12 protein-coding genes are annotated in these 16967 nt (G+C 32.7%); 7 read left to right on the top strand and 5 right to left on the bottom strand.

The features are described from left to right. Window positions 1–4 precede the first annotated feature (4 nt). Window positions 5–625: a transcriptional repressor LexA gene (gene lexA / locus RR554_RS02410; protein ID WP_332462729.1), complete on the bottom strand. Its 621-nt coding sequence runs from the start codon at window positions 623–625 to the stop codon at window positions 5–7. A gap of 156 nt (window positions 626–781) precedes the next feature. Here lexA and RR554_RS02415 point away from each other — a divergent pair, with 156 nt between their 5' ends. Then, entirely contained in the window at window positions 782–1024 is a 243-nt protein-coding gene (locus RR554_RS02415) for a DUF896 family protein (RefSeq protein WP_332462728.1), read from the top strand. A gap of 106 nt (window positions 1025–1130) precedes the next feature. Next, on the top strand, window positions 1131–3128 hold the full coding sequence (gene tkt / locus RR554_RS02420; protein WP_443081198.1) for a transketolase: 1998 nt from the start codon (window positions 1131–1133) through the stop codon (window positions 3126–3128). Between the two features lie 47 nt (window positions 3129–3175). On the opposite strand, the gene RR554_RS02425 is transcribed toward tkt, so the two are convergent. The 3 genes from RR554_RS02425 to RR554_RS02435 are packed head-to-tail and all read right to left on the bottom strand — an operon-like array spanning window position 3176 to window position 5829. Beyond that, window positions 3176–4345 carry a CynX/NimT family MFS transporter gene (locus tag RR554_RS02425; protein ID WP_332462726.1) on the bottom strand — a complete coding sequence of 390 codons (1170 nt, stop codon included), beginning with the start codon at window positions 4343–4345 and terminating at the stop codon, window positions 3176–3178. A 54-nt stretch (window positions 4346–4399) separates the two neighbouring features. Next, entirely contained in the window at window positions 4400–4963 is a 564-nt protein-coding gene (locus RR554_RS02430; RefSeq protein ID WP_332462725.1) for a helix-turn-helix transcriptional regulator, read from the bottom strand. Beyond that, entirely contained in the window at window positions 4963–5829 is an 867-nt protein-coding gene (locus tag RR554_RS02435; RefSeq protein ID WP_332462724.1) for an SPFH domain-containing protein, read from the bottom strand. The genes RR554_RS02430 and RR554_RS02435 overlap by 1 nt, the downstream gene beginning before the upstream one ends. A gap of 73 nt (window positions 5830–5902) precedes the next feature. Between RR554_RS02435 and RR554_RS02440 the strand changes: the two genes are divergently transcribed. Then, window positions 5903–6268, top strand: a complete 366-nt coding sequence (locus RR554_RS02440) for a hypothetical protein (protein ID WP_332467351.1) — start codon at window positions 5903–5905, stop codon at window positions 6266–6268. A gap of 18 nt (window positions 6269–6286) precedes the next feature. Here RR554_RS02440 and RR554_RS02445 read toward each other — a convergent pair whose 3' ends face one another. Then, window positions 6287–7624, bottom strand: a complete 1338-nt coding sequence (locus RR554_RS02445; protein ID WP_332462732.1) for an APC family permease — start codon at window positions 7622–7624, stop codon at window positions 6287–6289. Window positions 7625–7821: 197 nt separating this feature from the next. Here RR554_RS02445 and lepB point away from each other — a divergent pair, with 197 nt between their 5' ends. The 4 genes from lepB to RR554_RS02465 all read left to right on the top strand — a co-directional run bounded on the left by lepB (window position 7822) and on the right by RR554_RS02465 (window position 16779). After that, window positions 7822–8379 carry a signal peptidase I gene (lepB, locus tag RR554_RS02450; RefSeq protein ID WP_332462722.1) on the top strand — a complete coding sequence of 186 codons (558 nt, stop codon included), beginning with the start codon at window positions 7822–7824 and terminating at the stop codon, window positions 8377–8379. 164 nt (window positions 8380–8543) lie between these two features. Continuing rightward, the gene (locus RR554_RS02455) at window positions 8544–12098 is read left to right on the top strand and encodes a PD-(D/E)XK nuclease family protein (RefSeq protein WP_332467352.1); all 3555 of its coding nucleotides are present in this window, start codon (window positions 8544–8546) and stop codon (window positions 12096–12098) included. After that, window positions 12091–15849 (top strand): helicase-exonuclease AddAB subunit AddA, encoded by a 3759-nt coding sequence (gene addA, locus RR554_RS02460; RefSeq protein ID WP_332467353.1) that lies wholly within the window; start codon window positions 12091–12093, stop codon window positions 15847–15849. The genes RR554_RS02455 and addA overlap by 8 nt, the downstream gene beginning before the upstream one ends. Window positions 15850–15915: 66 nt before the next feature. Further along, complete coding sequence (locus tag RR554_RS02465; RefSeq protein WP_332467354.1) at window positions 15916–16779, top strand: DUF975 family protein; 864 nt, start codon at window positions 15916–15918, stop codon at window positions 16777–16779. The last annotated feature ends 188 nt before the right edge of the window (window positions 16780–16967 follow it).

The raw sequence follows: 16967 nt of genomic DNA on the forward strand, positions 1-16967 counted from the left end.
TTTTTTAAATATGATTTCGATACAATCCAACGACTTTTCCTAAGATAGAAACGTCATCTAAAATGATTGGTTCTAATGAATCATTTTCTGGTTGTAATCGAATATGTGTAGTTTCTTTAAAAAATCTTTTACAAGTTGCTTCATTTTCATCAGTCATTGCAATAACGACATCTCCATTACTTGCAGTGGCTTGTTTTCTAACAATGACATGGTCACCATCAAAAATACCAGCATTGATCATGCTTTCACCACGAATTGTTAGCATGAAAAGAGAGTTCTCTTCATATTTTAAGTCCGGTGGAAGAGGAAAGAAATCAGACGCTTCTTCTACTGCTAAAATGGGTTCCCCGGCAGTTACAACACCTAACATTGGGATAGTTGTTGGTTTTACACCGATAACGTCAAGTCCCTCAGATGTCAACTCAATAGCACGTGGTTTTGTAGGGTCTCTTACAATCAAGCCCTTTTTTTCAAGTCGTGATAAGTGACCATGAACGGTAGATGTTGATGATAGATTGACAGCTTCTCCGATTTCTCTAACAGTAGGAGGATAGCCCCGTGTTTCTACTTGTTCATAGATATATCGTAAGACGTCAACTTGTCTTGAAGACTGTTTTTTTGTCATAAGTAGTCGGCCTCGTTTCTCTTTTTTTTGAGTGTACCATATTGCATACAAAAAAGTCAAACGGGTGTTCGCTTTGTTGGGTTATTAATGATTGTTTTTTTTTTGATTTTAAGCTAATATAATAAGTGCAATATCAATGTAGATAGGGGGCAAAAGATGTTATCAAAAGAAAAATTAGCTCGTATTAATGAACTAGCTAAAAAATCAAAAACAAGTGAAGGCTTAACTGAAACTGAAAAAAAAGAACAAGCCATCTTAAGAGAAGAATACATTCAAAAATTTAGAGGCGGCATGCGCAATCATATTGAAGGTATGAAAGTGGTTGATACTGAAGGTAACGATGTCACACCTGATAAATTGAAAGAAATTCAAAAAGATAAGGGACTTCATGGAAGATAAGTAGTCTCTTCTTTTTTGCATTAGTTGTGAAAAGCCTTGCAAAAAAGTATAATTAGCGGTAGAATATAATAAAAGTAAATTTAACCTAAATAGGAGGATGTATTATATGAAGTTCGATCAAACAGATCAATTAGGTGTTAACGCAATTCGTACATTAAGCTTGGACATGATCCAAAAAGCAAACTCAGGTCACCCTGGTTTACCAATGGGAGCTGCACCAATGGCTTATACATTATGGACAAAACATTTAAAAGTAAACCCAAACACATCAAGAAATTGGGCAGACCGCGACCGTTTTATTTTATCAGCTGGACATGGTTCATCTATGTTATATAGTTTACTTCATTTATCTGGTTACAACTTACCAATGTCAGAGCTTAAGAATTTCCGTCAATGGGATAGCTTGACACCAGGACATCCTGAAGTTTTCCACACAGATGGAATTGAAGCAACAACTGGACCTTTAGGACAAGGAATTGCAATGAGTGTTGGTTTTGCTATGGCAGAAGCTCATTTAGCTGCTACTTATAATAAAGATAACTTTAATATTGTTGATCATTATACTTACGCATTATGTGGTGATGGCGACTTAATGGAAGGCATCTCTCAAGAAGCTATCAGTTTAGCAGGACATTTAAAATTAGATAAATTAGTTGTTCTTTATGATTCAAATGATATTTCATTAGATGGTCCATTAGATAAATCATTTAGTGAAAGTGTTAAAGGTCGTTTTGAAGCAACAGGATGGCAACATATATTAGTAAAAGATGGTAACGATTTAGAAGCTATTTCAAATGCAATTGAAGAAGCTAAAAAAGAAACAAGTAAACCAACTATCATTGAAGTAAAAACAATTATTGGCTTTGGTGCTGAAAACCAAGGAACAAATAAAGTTCATGGTGCGCCACTTGGAGCTGAAGGTTTAGCTTATGCTAAAAAAGCGTACGGATGGGATTATCCAGAATTTACAGTACCTGAGGAAGTAGCAACTCGTTTTAACGAAGACATGATCGTTAAAGGTGAAAAAGCTGAAAATGAATGGAATGAATTATTTGCTTCATATAAAACAGCTTATCCAGAACTTGCTGCTCAATTTGAAGAAGCCTTTAAAGGTGAAGTAACTGTTGATTTAGAAAAAGCATTACCTGTTTACGAAGTGGGAGATTCTTCTGCTAGTCGTATCACAAGTAAAGAAGCTATTCAAGAATTAGCAAAAGCAATGCCTAATCTTTGGGGTGGCTCAGCTGACCTTTCATCTTCAAACAACACAATGATTGCTGGCGAAAAAGATTTCGAACCTGGAACTTATGAAGGTCGCAATATTTGGTTTGGTGTTCGTGAATTTGGAATGGCTGCAGCAATGAACGGTATCGCTCTTCACGGTGGAACTCGCGTTTATGGCGCAACATTCTTTGTGTTTGTTGATTACTTACGTCCAGCTGTTAGATTATCTGCTATTCAAAAAGCACCAGTTACTTATGTATTAACTCATGATTCTATTGCAGTTGGAGAAGATGGACCAACTCACGAACCAATCGAACAATTATCAAGTTTACGTAGCATGCCTAACGTTAACTTAATTCGTCCAGCAGATGGTAATGAAGTAGCAGCTGCTTGGAAAGTTGCAGCAACATCTACTGAAACACCAACTGTTTTAGCTTTATCTCGCCAAAACTTACCAGTTTTAGAAGGCACTAAAGAAAAAGCTTACGAAGGCGTTGCTAAAGGTGGTTATGTGTTATCTGCTTCTAAAGCTGACAAACCAGCAGGAATATTAATGGCAACAGGTTCTGAAGTAAACTTAGCAATGGAAGCACAAAAAGAATTAGCTAAAGAAGGTATTGATGTATCTGTTGTTTCAATGCCATCACTAGCTGTCTTTGAAGCACAAGATGCTTCTTACAAAGAATCAGTTCTTCCAAAAGACGTACGTAAACGTGTATCAATCGAAATGGGAGCTACATTTGGATGGGAACGTTATGTTGGATTAGATGGTAAAGTTATGGGAATTGATCGTTTCGGCGCAAGTGCACCAGGTAATACTGTTATCGAAAAATTCGGCTTTACAGTTGAAAATGTAGTAAATACATTTAAAAGCTTATAATATGAAATAAAAAATCGTTGATGCGTAAAAAGCATCAGCGATTTTTTTTATTGATTTACTTTTTGATTTGATCCTGCTTTAAGACCGACAAACAATAAAACGACTGTAATTCCTAATAATAAGAAAAGAGAGGTGTTCCAGCTATTGGTTTGATCATGAAGTAGTCCAAATAGAAAGGGACCAACAGCAGCCAATAGGTAGCCGACAGATTGTGCCATACCAGATAGTTCAGCTGCTTCCTTAGGCGTGGTTGTACGTAAATTGAAAAACATCATGGATAAGCTAAAGGCAATTCCTCCAGCAACGCCAATACTCATAATTGAAAGTGTAATAATAATCATGTGACTAGTCATTAGTCCACTTATCCCTAATGAAAATAATAGGAAAGATAGAAAGACTAATGATTTTTGATTTTTTGTTTTTTCTGCAACGATTGGAATAATAAAAGTAATCGGTAAAAGTGTTAGTTGAAGCAGAGACAACATCCCACCAGCTTTACTATTAGCGACACCTTGTGACATTAACATTTCTGGTAACCAGGCAACTAAAACATAAAAAATAAATGATTGGATTCCCATGAAAAACGTAACAGACCAAGCAAGTGGTGATTGCCAAAGAGATGTTTCTTTTTGTGCTGAATTACTTGGTGTTAAAATGTGTTTTTCTTTTAGTTGGGGAAGCCATCCGATTAAGGCGATTAACGCTAACAACCCCCAGATACTAAGAGCAATATTCCAGTTTAAGCCAAATTTTTGAATTAAAGGAATGCTAATACCAGAAGCAATTGCGCCAGTTAAATTCATACTAACGGAATAAAAACCCGTAACTAGACCGCTGCGATTACTAAATTCCTTCTTGACAAGACCAGGGATTAAAACGTTACAAATAGCGATTGCACAACCTAAAATCATAGTACCTAAAAAGAGCATCCAGATATTAGGAATAAGTCTTACCCCAAAACCAGCAATTAAAACAAGTAAACTCATTAATATAGTTCTTTCTATACCAAACTTTTTCGCTAGTTTTGGAGCTAAAGGTGAAATAATAGCAAAAGATAATAAGGGAATCGTTGTAATTAAGCCAGATTGAGCTCCAGATAATTGTAAATCCTCAGCAATAATGCCGATAAGTGGGCCAACAGATGTAATGGGCGCTCTTAAATTTGTTGCAACTAGGATAATTCCTAGTAATAAGATATAATTCATTTTCTTTTTCACAAAAAAATCCTTTCTAAAAAAACATATAATATAATACGTGCAACACGTATTATATTATATGTTTTGATATTTAACAACTATATTTAAAAAAAGATCTTCTTCTGAAGGATTGATATATTCATGAGCCATGCCGGAATCAAAATTGATACTATCAAAGGTTGATAAATGATATTGTTGTTCACCAACCTTAAGAATTAAATCACCTTTCATAACAGTAATAATTTCGATTGAACCCTTTGTTTGGTTAATAACTTTGTTAGCACACTTGCCTTTTAGGGAAACTCGAAAAACTTCTATGTTTTCTTCTTGAAAAATAGGTTGAACAACCCAGCCATTATTTAAATCATTAATAAAGTAGCTTTCAGAAAAGCTTGAAATGATGGTTGGTTTTGTTGTGTATCCAAGTATTTTAGTCAACGGAACACTGAGAGCTTCTGATAATTTCCATAAACTATTTAAAGTTGGATTAGACCGTCCGTTTTCAATGTTACTAATGGTGATGACACTCACACCAGACTCTTGAGCTAGCTGATCAATTGTTAAGTTTCTTTCTTTTCTCAAATTTCTTAAATCAATGCCAACGTTTTGGATAAGAGAACTATTTTCTTTATCTGTCATTATTCTTTTAAATCTCCTGTATTAATAACGGGTTGTGTTCCTTTATCAGTAATGATTGAAACAAGTAAGTTATTGATTAATTGTACTTTTCTGTCGTCATTCAATTCAATATTTTGTTCAGATTGAATTTGTTCTAATGCCATTTGGGTCATAGAGACTGCTCCTTCTACAATGGTTTGGCGAGCAGAAAGAATCGCCCGAGCTTGTTGTCTTTGTAGCATAGCACTAGCAATTTCAGTTGCGTAAGCCAAATGATTAAGTCTTGTTTCAATAACTTCCACACCAGCAATGGATAAACGCTCTTCAAGTTCTATTTTCAATTTTTCAGAAACTTCTGTAGTATTCCCACGTAAGGTAATATCTTCATCTTCAAAGGTATCGTAAGGGTACTGTGACGCGATGTGGCGAAGAGCTGTTTCACTTTGAATAGCGACAAAATCACGGTAGTTATCGACAGAGAACAAAGCTTTTGCAGAATCAACTACCTTAAAAACAACCACAGCAGAAATTTCGATAGGGTTACCATCAGAATCATTGACTTTTAAAAGTGCTGTGTTGAAGTTTCTTACTTTTAAAGATAATGAGATTTTTTGAGTAAGAGGTGTTGTGATAAATAATCCGTTATCTTTAATTGTACCTAAGTACTTACCAAAAAATAAAATGGCTTTTGCTTGGTTAGGACCCACAATTGTCAATGAGCTAATGAAAAGAGCTGAGATAATCCAAATTAAAGTGCCAAAAATGGCTGTAGTGAGAGTCTCGTTGATAATGGTTAAGTAAAAGAGATATCCTCCTGCACCAATCATAGCAAGTAATATAAATAATCCTAAATAACCGTTAATATGAAATGTATTTTTTTCTTCCATGTTGAACCACTTCCTTTATAGTTATAGCGTTAGTATAATACAACTAGTAATAAAAAAATAGGAGGTTATACAGATGAATCAACTATATTTCATTAAACCAAGTAATCAATCAACAGAAATTTTAATAGACATTAGCTATTTTATAGAGGGTGCTTATAGTTTTTTATTTGAAGATGTTACTATTTTTTCAACAGGGGATGTTAATGATATTAATATGCTTAAGGAGTGTCTGGCACAATCTGATTTGATTATTTTAAATGGAGAAATGGATAGAAGGAGTTATTTTGAATTGGGTCTTTGTAGTGGACTAGGAAAAGATATATATGTGATGGACGATAGTTTAACATTTGATAGTAAAGAGTTGGCATTAGAAATGGATATCAAGATAAAAGTCATCTCCTTTACTGAATTTATTGAAATGGTTAATACGGATGAATAAAATAAAAAAGCTAAAAATTTAGCTTTTTTGTTTCTTATAAAATAAATAACCTGACAAACAAAAGAACGAACAAATGCCAAAAAAGATAGTCATAGAAGCGGGATTTGAAGAAAAACCACCTAAAATGATAATTAAACCGCCAATCAATGCGAGGATAGGTGAAATAATCCCGGTAAAGAAGTTATGAATCACTTTTTGTTTATAGAGCATCATCACTTTAATATATAAAATACTGTAAAAAAGATAACCAAAAACAATAGCAATTTCACTAATGTCACCAGTTTTTATTAAGCCAAATTTTTGTGTAATATAATGAATAAAGAACCAAAATATACCACAGAAAAGACCAATCATTGCTGAATAATTGTTAAAAATCCCTTTGTTATTCTGAATCACTTTTTTGGAGGAAGGAATCATTTCTTTAGTTGCTAAGGCATAAGGCATTCTAATGTGCCCAAGAGATACCCCGTTAACAACACCAAGCATCGAAATTAAAATAAACACGAGAATAACGACTTCTCCACTTTTACCTAAGAGTAGATTACCAATAGTCATAACAGCGCCATCTCCCATTGAAAGAATATATTCAGGTCCAAGTATTTTATTCATTCCAAGAAAATAAGATAGATAAACAAAAAGGACGATAATAGGCGCGATGGTTAAAGCCAAAGGCATATTTTTCTTTGGATTTTTTACCTCATCAGAAATACTTAAGGAAATCGCCCATCCGTCATAAGAAAAGGCGGTTGGAGCAAGTGCTGCAAGCCATCCCATCCCCACATTGGTTAGATGAATGGGCTCAACGTTTGCAGGTATTTCTGGTTGTGGCTGTTTAAAGAAAATTGCGACAATTCCAACACCAATTAAGGGAATTAATTTCACTACAGAGGAAATAACTTGAAATTGACCACCTAATTTACTTGAAATAATATTCATCAGATAGAAAAATAAAAGATAGATAAAACCAATCCCCATTTGTAAATCTAAATTATCTGGTAACCCAAAAAGTAAACAAGTATAGATACCTGCTGCCCATGCGACAACAACTGCAATTGTTGGGTAATAAAGAAATGTTTGAAACCAACCAACAGCACAAGCTATAGATTGAGAATAAAAATCTTCAAAGTACCCGACCATACCGCCGCTTTTATTTGAGATAGCTGCTAAATTTGATAATGAGATACTACCAAAAATGATACTAAACGCTCCGATAATAAAAACAAGAGCACCAAGAAAGACGTTGCCACCAGTAAATGTCAAAATATCATCAACTTTAAAGAAAATACCCGATCCTACACAAATACCAACAATCATTGCGGTTGCGGTAGAGAGACCGTAAGACTTATTTTCGTTAATAAAAAAACCTCCCCTTTAAATAATCATATATGACAATATACCATGAATTAAAATGATAGGAAATAAAAATTTTAGCTTAAGTCAACAAGTTAACACTTTGGATGATAAATAATAAATAATCATCTCAATCTGTTCACAAAAACTTCTATATGGTAAAATATAATAATGAATGAATCAAAAATGAGAGAAGTGAATCCATGAGTAAAAAAGAATTTATAAGTAATGTTGTCTGGTTTGGTGGTTTGGTCATCATTCTCTTACTACTTAGAATGTTTATTTTTTCACCTACTAATGTTTCTGGTAACTCAATGAACCCAACTATGGTGGATAGAGAAAGAGTTATTGCTTTGAAACAATCTGAAGTCGAACGATTTGATATTGTTACTTTCCCAGCTCCAGATAACCCAAGTAAGAATTATATAAAACGTGTTATTGGTATGCCAGGTGATACGATTAAATTTAAAGATGATCAATTGTATATTAATGATAAAAAATACAATGAACCGTATTTAGATGAGTATAAGAATAACCCAACTGATATTCAAGTACCTTACGGATTACCTTTAACGCAAGATTTTTCAATGGAAGAGTTATTAGGTGAGAAAAAAGTTCCAGAAGGTCACTTTTTTGTTATGGGAGATAATCGACAAAATTCAAAAGACAGCCGAATGGTAGGTTTTATTAAAAAAGATGACATTTTAGGTAACGTAAAAGTTTCCTATTGGCCACCATCAAAATGGGGTACAGTGAAGTAAAGCATGGAGAAATCCATGCTTTTTTTGTTATATGGATATTTACTTAGCGAACGTAAATTCGTATAATAATTCTATGAGGTAGAAAAAATAAAGGTCTTCCATCTGAAAATTAATCTAGTTATGATAAACTAGACCTACTATTAAAGTAAGAAAGGTATGAGGTTGTGAGTATTCAATTTATTATTGGTCCAGCAGGTGCTAATCACACAAAAGAATTAATCGCGCAATCTAATGCGTGGTTAGAAGAATCAGCTGCTCATGAAGTTTTTTATTTAGTTCCTAACCATGTTAAATTTGAAACAGAAATTAATGTTTTAAACGAGTTATCAACACTACCTCGTTATAAAGATTGGGAACACATGGTAAGTATGAGACTACAAGTTTTTAGCTTTTCAAGACTTGCTTGGTTCTTTTTACAAAACACAGAAAAATATCAAAAACAAAAACTGTCTGATTCTGGAAAATATATGGTTTTGAGACAGGTCTTAATAGAAATTGAATCTGAGTTAAAATTGTTTAAACAAGAAATCAATAAACCTGGATTTGTGGAGCAACTCATCGAGATTTTCGATGAATTACAAGAGGGGTCCGTTTTATCAGAGGATTTAGGAGCAGCATTAACATTGTCAGGAGAAGGCAATGTGGATGAAGATTTGAACGTTAAATTTAAAGATATTCAGTTGATTTTTGATGCTTATTCAAAAAAATTAATTGAGTTGAACTGCGATGGACATGATTTATTAATGTCACTATCCGAATTTTTAATTAATAAAGAATTGAAGAATATTATGTTTGTTATTTCTGGTTTCACCAATTTTACAGCCGTTGAAAAACAGTTAATCGAGCAACTGATGCTTGTGTCAGGTAATTTTAAAATAGCTTTGGTTCTTGATCAAAAATATACGCAAAAGGCACCTGAATCTTTGGATTTATTTTTTAATACAGGTGTTTTATATCAAGAATTACTTTTTTTAGCTCAATCAAATGGTCTACCTGTATTAGTTGATAAAAAAGTAGATATTGAGTCAAATCAGGCCATGGGAGTGATAGATACGGTTTGGCAAAATGCACACAAATCGGTAAAAAAATCTGTTTCTATTGGTAAATTAGATGGCGCACTTGAAATTTGGCAATGCAGTAATCCTTATACAGAAGTGATGTCTATTGCTAAAAAAATTCGTCAACTTGTGACAAATGAAGGGTACCGATATCAAGATATTGTTGTTCTAACTCGCGATGTTGAGAGATATCAACAAGTAGCAGCTCCTATTTTTACTGCAAATGATATTCCTTTTTACATTAATCAAGAAGAAAAAATGAAACATCATCCATTGGTAGACTTTATTCAATCACTTTTTAATATGCACCAACATTTTTATCAATACCGTGATGTTCTTCGTTTTTTAAGATCAGAATTATTTTTCCCTGAGAATGTAACAATTGAAACAACTAACAGCTGGGAAAAACAGATGTCAGATTTTAGACAACGCATAGATTATACAGAAAATGTTGTTTTAGCTTATGGTTATAGCGGTGTGGACTGGATAAAATCAAAAGACTGGAAATATGTTAATTATCATTACGACTCAGAAGAAGTGAACAATGATTCAGATCAAGTGATTCAAGAAAAATCTAATAGTATTCGTCGATTAATTAAAGAAACTATTGCCCCTTTTTTTAAAAAACTTGAAGCTGTTTCATTAGGTAAAGAGGCAAGTCTTTTGTTTTATGACTTTTTAATTGATGCAGGTGTTGAAAAACAACTTTTATTTATGAGAGACCAAGAGTTATCACGGGGAAATTTAGTTAAAGCAAGAAATCATGAGCAGACATGGCAGTCTTTGATCACGTTATTAGATGAATATACGGAACTTATGGGAGAGTTAGCGTTTGATTTGAATGAATTTTCTCAAGTATTGAAAACTGGTTTAGAAGGGTTATCATACAGTAAGGTTCCTACAACTATTGATCAGTTAGTGATAACATCAATGGATTTAGTTCGTGCTAAAAAAAGTAAGGTAACATTTATTATTGGAGCAACAGATCAAGAATTACCAAGAAAAATTGAAAACAAGACACTACTAACAGATGAAGAACGTGCTTTTCTAAAAGAAACATTACCAGATGATAAATTTCTAAAAAGAGATTTAACAAAAGATAATGCAAAAGAACCTTTTGTCTTTTATTTATCTTTGATGTCGGCGACTGATAAAATGATTATTTCTTATCCAAGAAATAGTGAAGCAAGTAAAGAATTAAAAATCTCTCCTTATCTAGAAGTATTAAAAAACCAATTGAGAATAGAGGAGAAAATATTCTCCCAAGGGTTTGATTTAACAAAAGAAGTTTCTCTTACGGATTTTTCAACGGATGATGTTTTACTTAGTCAATGGGTTAGATTTAAGCGAGACTTACTTGATGAAAAATATCCGATCCCTTGGCTGTTTACTCAACTAGAAAATCGCTTATTGAAAAAACAAGAGGTTAAAACTAAACGTTTATTATCAAGTTTAGCCCATCAAAATATCCCAGAAAATCTTAATCAAGTGTCTGTTGAAAAACTATATGGGGATACTGTGTATGCTTCCGTTTCTAAAATCGAAAATTTTTATAAATGTCAGTACAAATATTTTTTAATGTATGGTTTAGGTTTAAAAGAAAGAGATCAATTTGAACTCTCACCAGCTGCTACGGGAGACTTTTATCATGAATCTTTAGATCTTTTCTTTAAAGAATTGGTTCAAAGAAAACTAGTTCTAAGTCAGTTATCAAAAGGTGAAATTAAAGAGTTAACACAGGCTGTTTTAGTGAAGGTTCTTGGTGAGGATAAATTTGCTATTTTAAATACAACCAATCGAATGAACTATATTAAATACCAGCTAGAAAAAACGATTCAGCGTGTGAGTTGGTCTTTAAAGCGTCAGAGTGAGCGGAGTAATATGGATGTTATTCAAACTGAAGTTTTATTTGGTCAAGCACTTCAGGAAAAAGGGTTAGATAGTTTAGATTTTGAGTTAATGAATCAAAAAAAATTAAAAGTTCGAGGGAAAATTGATCGAATAGATCAAATGAAAATTGATGAAGATATTTATCTCTCTGTTATTGACTATAAATCTAGTAAACATAATTTTGATTTTGTCGATGCGTATTACGGTTTAGCGTTACAGATGATAACTTATTTAGATGTGGCGTTAAAAAATGCGGTTAATTTAGTCGGTGAAAAAGCAAAAGCAGCTGGTGCTTTTCATATGCACGTTCAAAATCCAGTGTTAACTGGCTCTGAAAAGTTAACCGAAGAGTCACTTGATGAGGAAATGCTAAAAGCGTTTAAATACGATGGTTTACTTATCAAAGAAGAAAAAGTGTTAGAAAAATTAGATAAAACAATTGATTTAGGGGTTAAATCTAGTGTGTATCCTTATGAGCAATTAAAAAAAGGAACCATGAAGTCAGCAAAATTTGTTTCTGAAACGGAATTAGATTGGTTAATAGAGAATAATCAAAAGAAATATAACGACGCTGGTGAGGCTATTTTTAATGGTGAAACCAAATTGAATCCTGCGTATAAAGGACAAACAAGAATTGCTTGCGAGTATTGTCCTTTTAGAAGTGTTTGTCAATTTGATGTGATGCTAAAAGAAAACAATTATCACCGCATTGATCCAATAGATAAAGAAGAAATGATGAAGATGAAACCGGAGGAAAACGAAGATGAGTAAAGTCACCCTACCTTTAAAACCTGAGAATAGTCATTTTACAGATAAACAATGGCAAGCTGTTTATGATGGTGGGAGCAACCTTTTAATTTCAGCTTCCGCCGGATCAGGAAAAACAACAGTGTTGGTTGAGCGAGTCATACAAAAAATTAAAAATGGAACAAATGTTAATGAATTATTAATTGTAACGTACACAGAAGCTGCAGCAAAAGAGATGAAACAGCGAATTCAAGTGGCAGTTCAAACAGCAATTAATGAAGAGATTGATAGTGACAAACGCCAACATTTAATAAAGCAATTAGGCTTATTACCAACGGCTTCAATTAGTACTCTACATGCTTTTTGTTTGACTGTGATTAGAAAATATTATTATTTGATTCATATTGATCCAGTCTTTCGTTTACTGACAGATGAAACAGAAATAGCTTTATTAAAAGAAGATGTCTGGGATGACGTTAGAGAACAATTGTATGGAGAAAAAAAAGAATCTTTTTATTTACTAACAGAAAATTTTTCTAATGATCGAAATGACAATGGATTAACTAATTTAATTTTTTCATTAGCCAATTTTGCTAAATCTAATACAGATCCAAATAAATGGCTTGAAGGATTGCCCAGTATCTATGATATTGAAAATAGTTTAAGTGAAAGTCCGTTATATCAAGATTTTATGAAGCCAAGTATTTTAAAGGAACTAACACTTGTTAAAGAACAAAGTGAAGGTCTGATTAACCAAATAAAAGGTGAACCGGATTTCGAAAAAACTGTTGGTGTCCTTGAAACGGATTTAATAACGATTAATCAACTGCTTTTACATATTGAATCAAATGATTTGGATAGCTGTTATCAAGCTTTTTTAACGTTAAAATTTGCTGTTATCAAAGGTCCTAGTAAAAAAACAAGTACAGATGAAGTCATGGATTTTTATGAGGGCATCAAAGCAGAACGTGATTTAATAAAGAAACAAGTGGCAATTGTTAAAAAAAATTATTTCAGTTTATCACCTGAAAAAATGGTGGAACTAATGAAAGCGACTAAACCATTAGTTGAAGAAATGGTAAGTGTTTGCCAAACTTATTTAGCAGCGTTTAGCAAGGAAAAGGAAAAGAAAAATTTAGTTGATTTTAATGACCTAGAACATTTTACTTTAGCTATTCTTAGACAACTAGAAGCAGGTGAGTGGCAAGCCTCTGAAGCTTCCAATTATTATCGTAATAAATTTAAAGAAGTTCTAGTAGATGAATATCAAGATGTGAATAGACTTCAAGAAGGTATCCTTTATTGGTTAAGAAAAGTGGATGAGGATGCTGGGAATTTATTTATGGTGGGAGATGTGAAACAATCGATTTATGCATTTCGCTTAGCTGATCCAACCCTTTTTATTGAAAAATATGAACAGTATAAAACAGAAGAAGATGGCCGCCGCATTATTTTGGCTGAAAATTTTCGTTCACGTGGAAGTGTCCTTGATTTTACTAATTTAGTGTTTACTCAGTTAATGGATAAGGAACTAGGCCAAATTGAGTATGATACAAGTGCTGAGTTGATTACAGGTTTTACAGGTTATCCTGAAAGTTCGAATCATGACACTGAAATTTTGATATTTGAAAGTGAGTCTGAGGAAGAAGAGATTAATGAATTAGAGTTAACTTTCTCAATTGATGATAAAACAGAAGGAGAGCTACTACTAGTTGGTAAAAAAATTCAAGAATTAGTAGAGAGTCAGTTTCCAATTTTTGATAAAAAGAAAAAAGAGTCTCGACCAATAAAGTATCAAGACATTGTTCTCTTGAGCCCGACAAAGAAAAATAATTTAGTTATTCTTGATAAGTTTAAAGAGTTAGATATTCCACTTTTTATCAATGACACACAGAATTATTTTCAGGCAACAGAAGTAAGGATTATGGTAGCTCTACTTCAAATAATTGATAATCCTCTTCAAGACATTCCGTTAGCGGCAATTTTACGCTCACCAATTGTTGGCATTAAAGAAAATGACTTAGTTAAGATTAGACAGTTTAATATTAAGGGTTATTATTATGATGCCTTAAAAAGCTACTTAAAAGAAGAAACTGGTAATACGGAGTTGTATCAAAAAATATCGGAATTCCATCAAAATTTTCTGAATTGGCGAGAGCTTGCTAGACGTGAAAAGTTAGTCACATTAATTTGGCAAATTTATCAAGATACAGGACTGCTAGACTATGTTGGTGGTATGCCTTCTGGTAAACAAAGACAAGCAAATCTTCACGCTTTATATGAAAGAGCAACAGCTTATGAGGAAATGAATTTTAAGGGACTTTTTCAATTTATTCGATTTATTGAAAAAATGCAGGCAAAGGATAAAGATTTAGCAGAACCAAATGAATTAAATGAAAATGAAGATGCGGTACGTGTAATGACAATTCATGCTAGTAAAGGGTTGGAATTTCCAGTGGTTTTCGTTCTTGATATGACTAAGCAGTTTAATATGACAGATATTAATAATCAGCCTTACATCTTTGATGAAGCATTAGGTGCTGGTGTAAAATATTTAGATAACGAACAACGTGTAAAGTATGAGACAATGCCTTTTGTTATTATTAGAGAGCAAAAGAAAAGAAAAATGTTAGCAGAAGAGATGCGAAAATTATATGTCGCCTTAACTCGAGCAGAGGAAAAGTTATTTTTAGTTGGGTCTTATAAAAATAAGGAAGAAGCATTAAAAAAATGGCAACAGAACGTAACATCTGATCACCGAGTTCTTTCTACAAGCGGTCGTTTGTCTCATAAGAGCTTAATGGGATGGGTGGGAATGAGTGTCATTCGACATCCTAAAACAATCGAAGCATATCCAGAAATTATGCTTGAGCCTTTAAAAGGATTGGGAAATTTACCTGGTAATTTTACGATTACGTTTTATTCAAAAGAAGATATTAGTCAAAGCATAGTTGAAAAAGAAAAAATGATAGAATCTAAACAGATAGAAATAGACAAACCGGACCCTCAGTTTTTAAAACAAATTGTAGAACAATTAAATGCTAAATATTCTGATTTATCAGCGACCGTAACGACAAGTTACCAATCAGTCTCAGAAATTAAGCGTGTCTTTGAAGACCCTGATAATAGAGAACTACAAGTGTTAGATTTATCAAAACCTTTGAGTTTATCAGGAAATCGAATTGTGGGAGAGGAATTAGCCAAACCTAAATTTTTAACTAAAATGAAAGGTGTCACTGGAGCTGAAATAGGAACGGCAACCCATTTAATTATGCAAACAGTAGATTTAGCACATACACCAACAGAATCAGAAATTAATGATTTAATTTTATCATTAGTGACAAAAGGTGTATTGGAAGAAGAAGTTGCTGTTAAAATTGATCAAAAAAGTATTGTGAACTTCTTTAATTCTGTTTTTGGACAAAAATTAATTGAGCAAGTTGAACATGTAAAAAGGGAACAACCTTTTTCTTTGTTACTAGAAGCAAAAAGAATTTTTAGTAACTTTGAAGGTAAAGATACAGATCGATTATTAATTCATGGGATTATTGATGGCTTTTTAGAAACCGAAGATGAGCTTATTCTATACGACTTTAAGACAGATTATATTTCTGAAACAGCAAGTGAAGAAGAAATAGAAGTGATTAAGAAAAAATATACAGGACAATTAAATTTGTACCGTCAAGCATTAGAGCAAATTAAAGAAAGAAAAGTAACATCTGTAAAGTTAGTTCTTTTAAAAGGTAACAAACAAATCGAAATGTTAATTAATTAAAGAAAAATCTAGTGAAATAGATTAAAAAATGGTAAAATACTTTTAATAAAAGGAAGGAGAGAAATCGTGTATAAAACATCAAGTCAACTAAAAAGAGAAGCAAAAGATAGTTTAAGAGGGCGATGGAAAGATGCTGTATTGCTTAATCTAATTCCTTCTATTATTCAAATTATTGGCATGTTTTTTGTTGCACTCTTTACGATAGGGATTATCTTTTTAATGTCATTTTTTATGGCAACAGATTTTGGTTCTAGTTCTAAAGAATATTCCCCAGAAAGTAGTGAATCTATTCGTTCGGATATCAAAAATGAAATCAATGATAATTTAGACTCAACAGATTTTGAAGATCTATTTGATAATACTAATGTAGGTTTTACCTCTTATGGTATAACCCCGATTATTAGTTTTGTTTTATCATTTTTAACAATTGGAATAGCTTTTACATTTTTAGATGTTATTCGAAAGAGGGAGGAGCAGCCAATTGAATTTAAAGATGCATTTAGGGTCTTTAATGGTATTGATTTTGTTCCCGTCTTTTTAATCAATTTATTAATGTATATTTTTAAAACGTTGTGGTCTTTTGCTTTAGTAATTCCAGCATTTGTTAAGCATTATTCTTATTCACAGTCAAACTTTATCTATAAAGATTTAGCAGAACATAGTGATGTAAGAAGTATGGGAGCGACAACTTTTATTACCGAAAGTAGAAGCTTAATGAAAGGTCATAAGGGACGTTTATTCTGGATTGACCTGAGCTTTATTGGTTGGTATTTATTAGGATTTATGACATTTGGAATTGCTATGTTATGGGTTAATCCTTATATGAGTGCAACAAAAGCTGCTTTCTATAATGATTTAGCTAAAGATCGTTTCTTAATTCCAACAAACGCTGAAGCACAAGAAGACGATGAAGAGTGGACAAGTTTCTAAAAGAATGAGATGATTCTCATTCTTTTTTTACTGTATTGCTAGTAATTAATCAAATTGATTTAACTAATTTATAGTAACATGCACTCATACCAATTTTCCCGAATTGGTTTTTTCATACTTAACTCCTACCGAGAGTGAGAGTAAATAACAACCTTCATTTCCACTAGAGCGACGGCTTTAGTGGTTTT

The organism is Vagococcus sp. (assembly GCF_036639995.1).
GTDB lineage: Bacteria > Bacillota > Bacilli > Lactobacillales > Vagococcaceae > Vagococcus.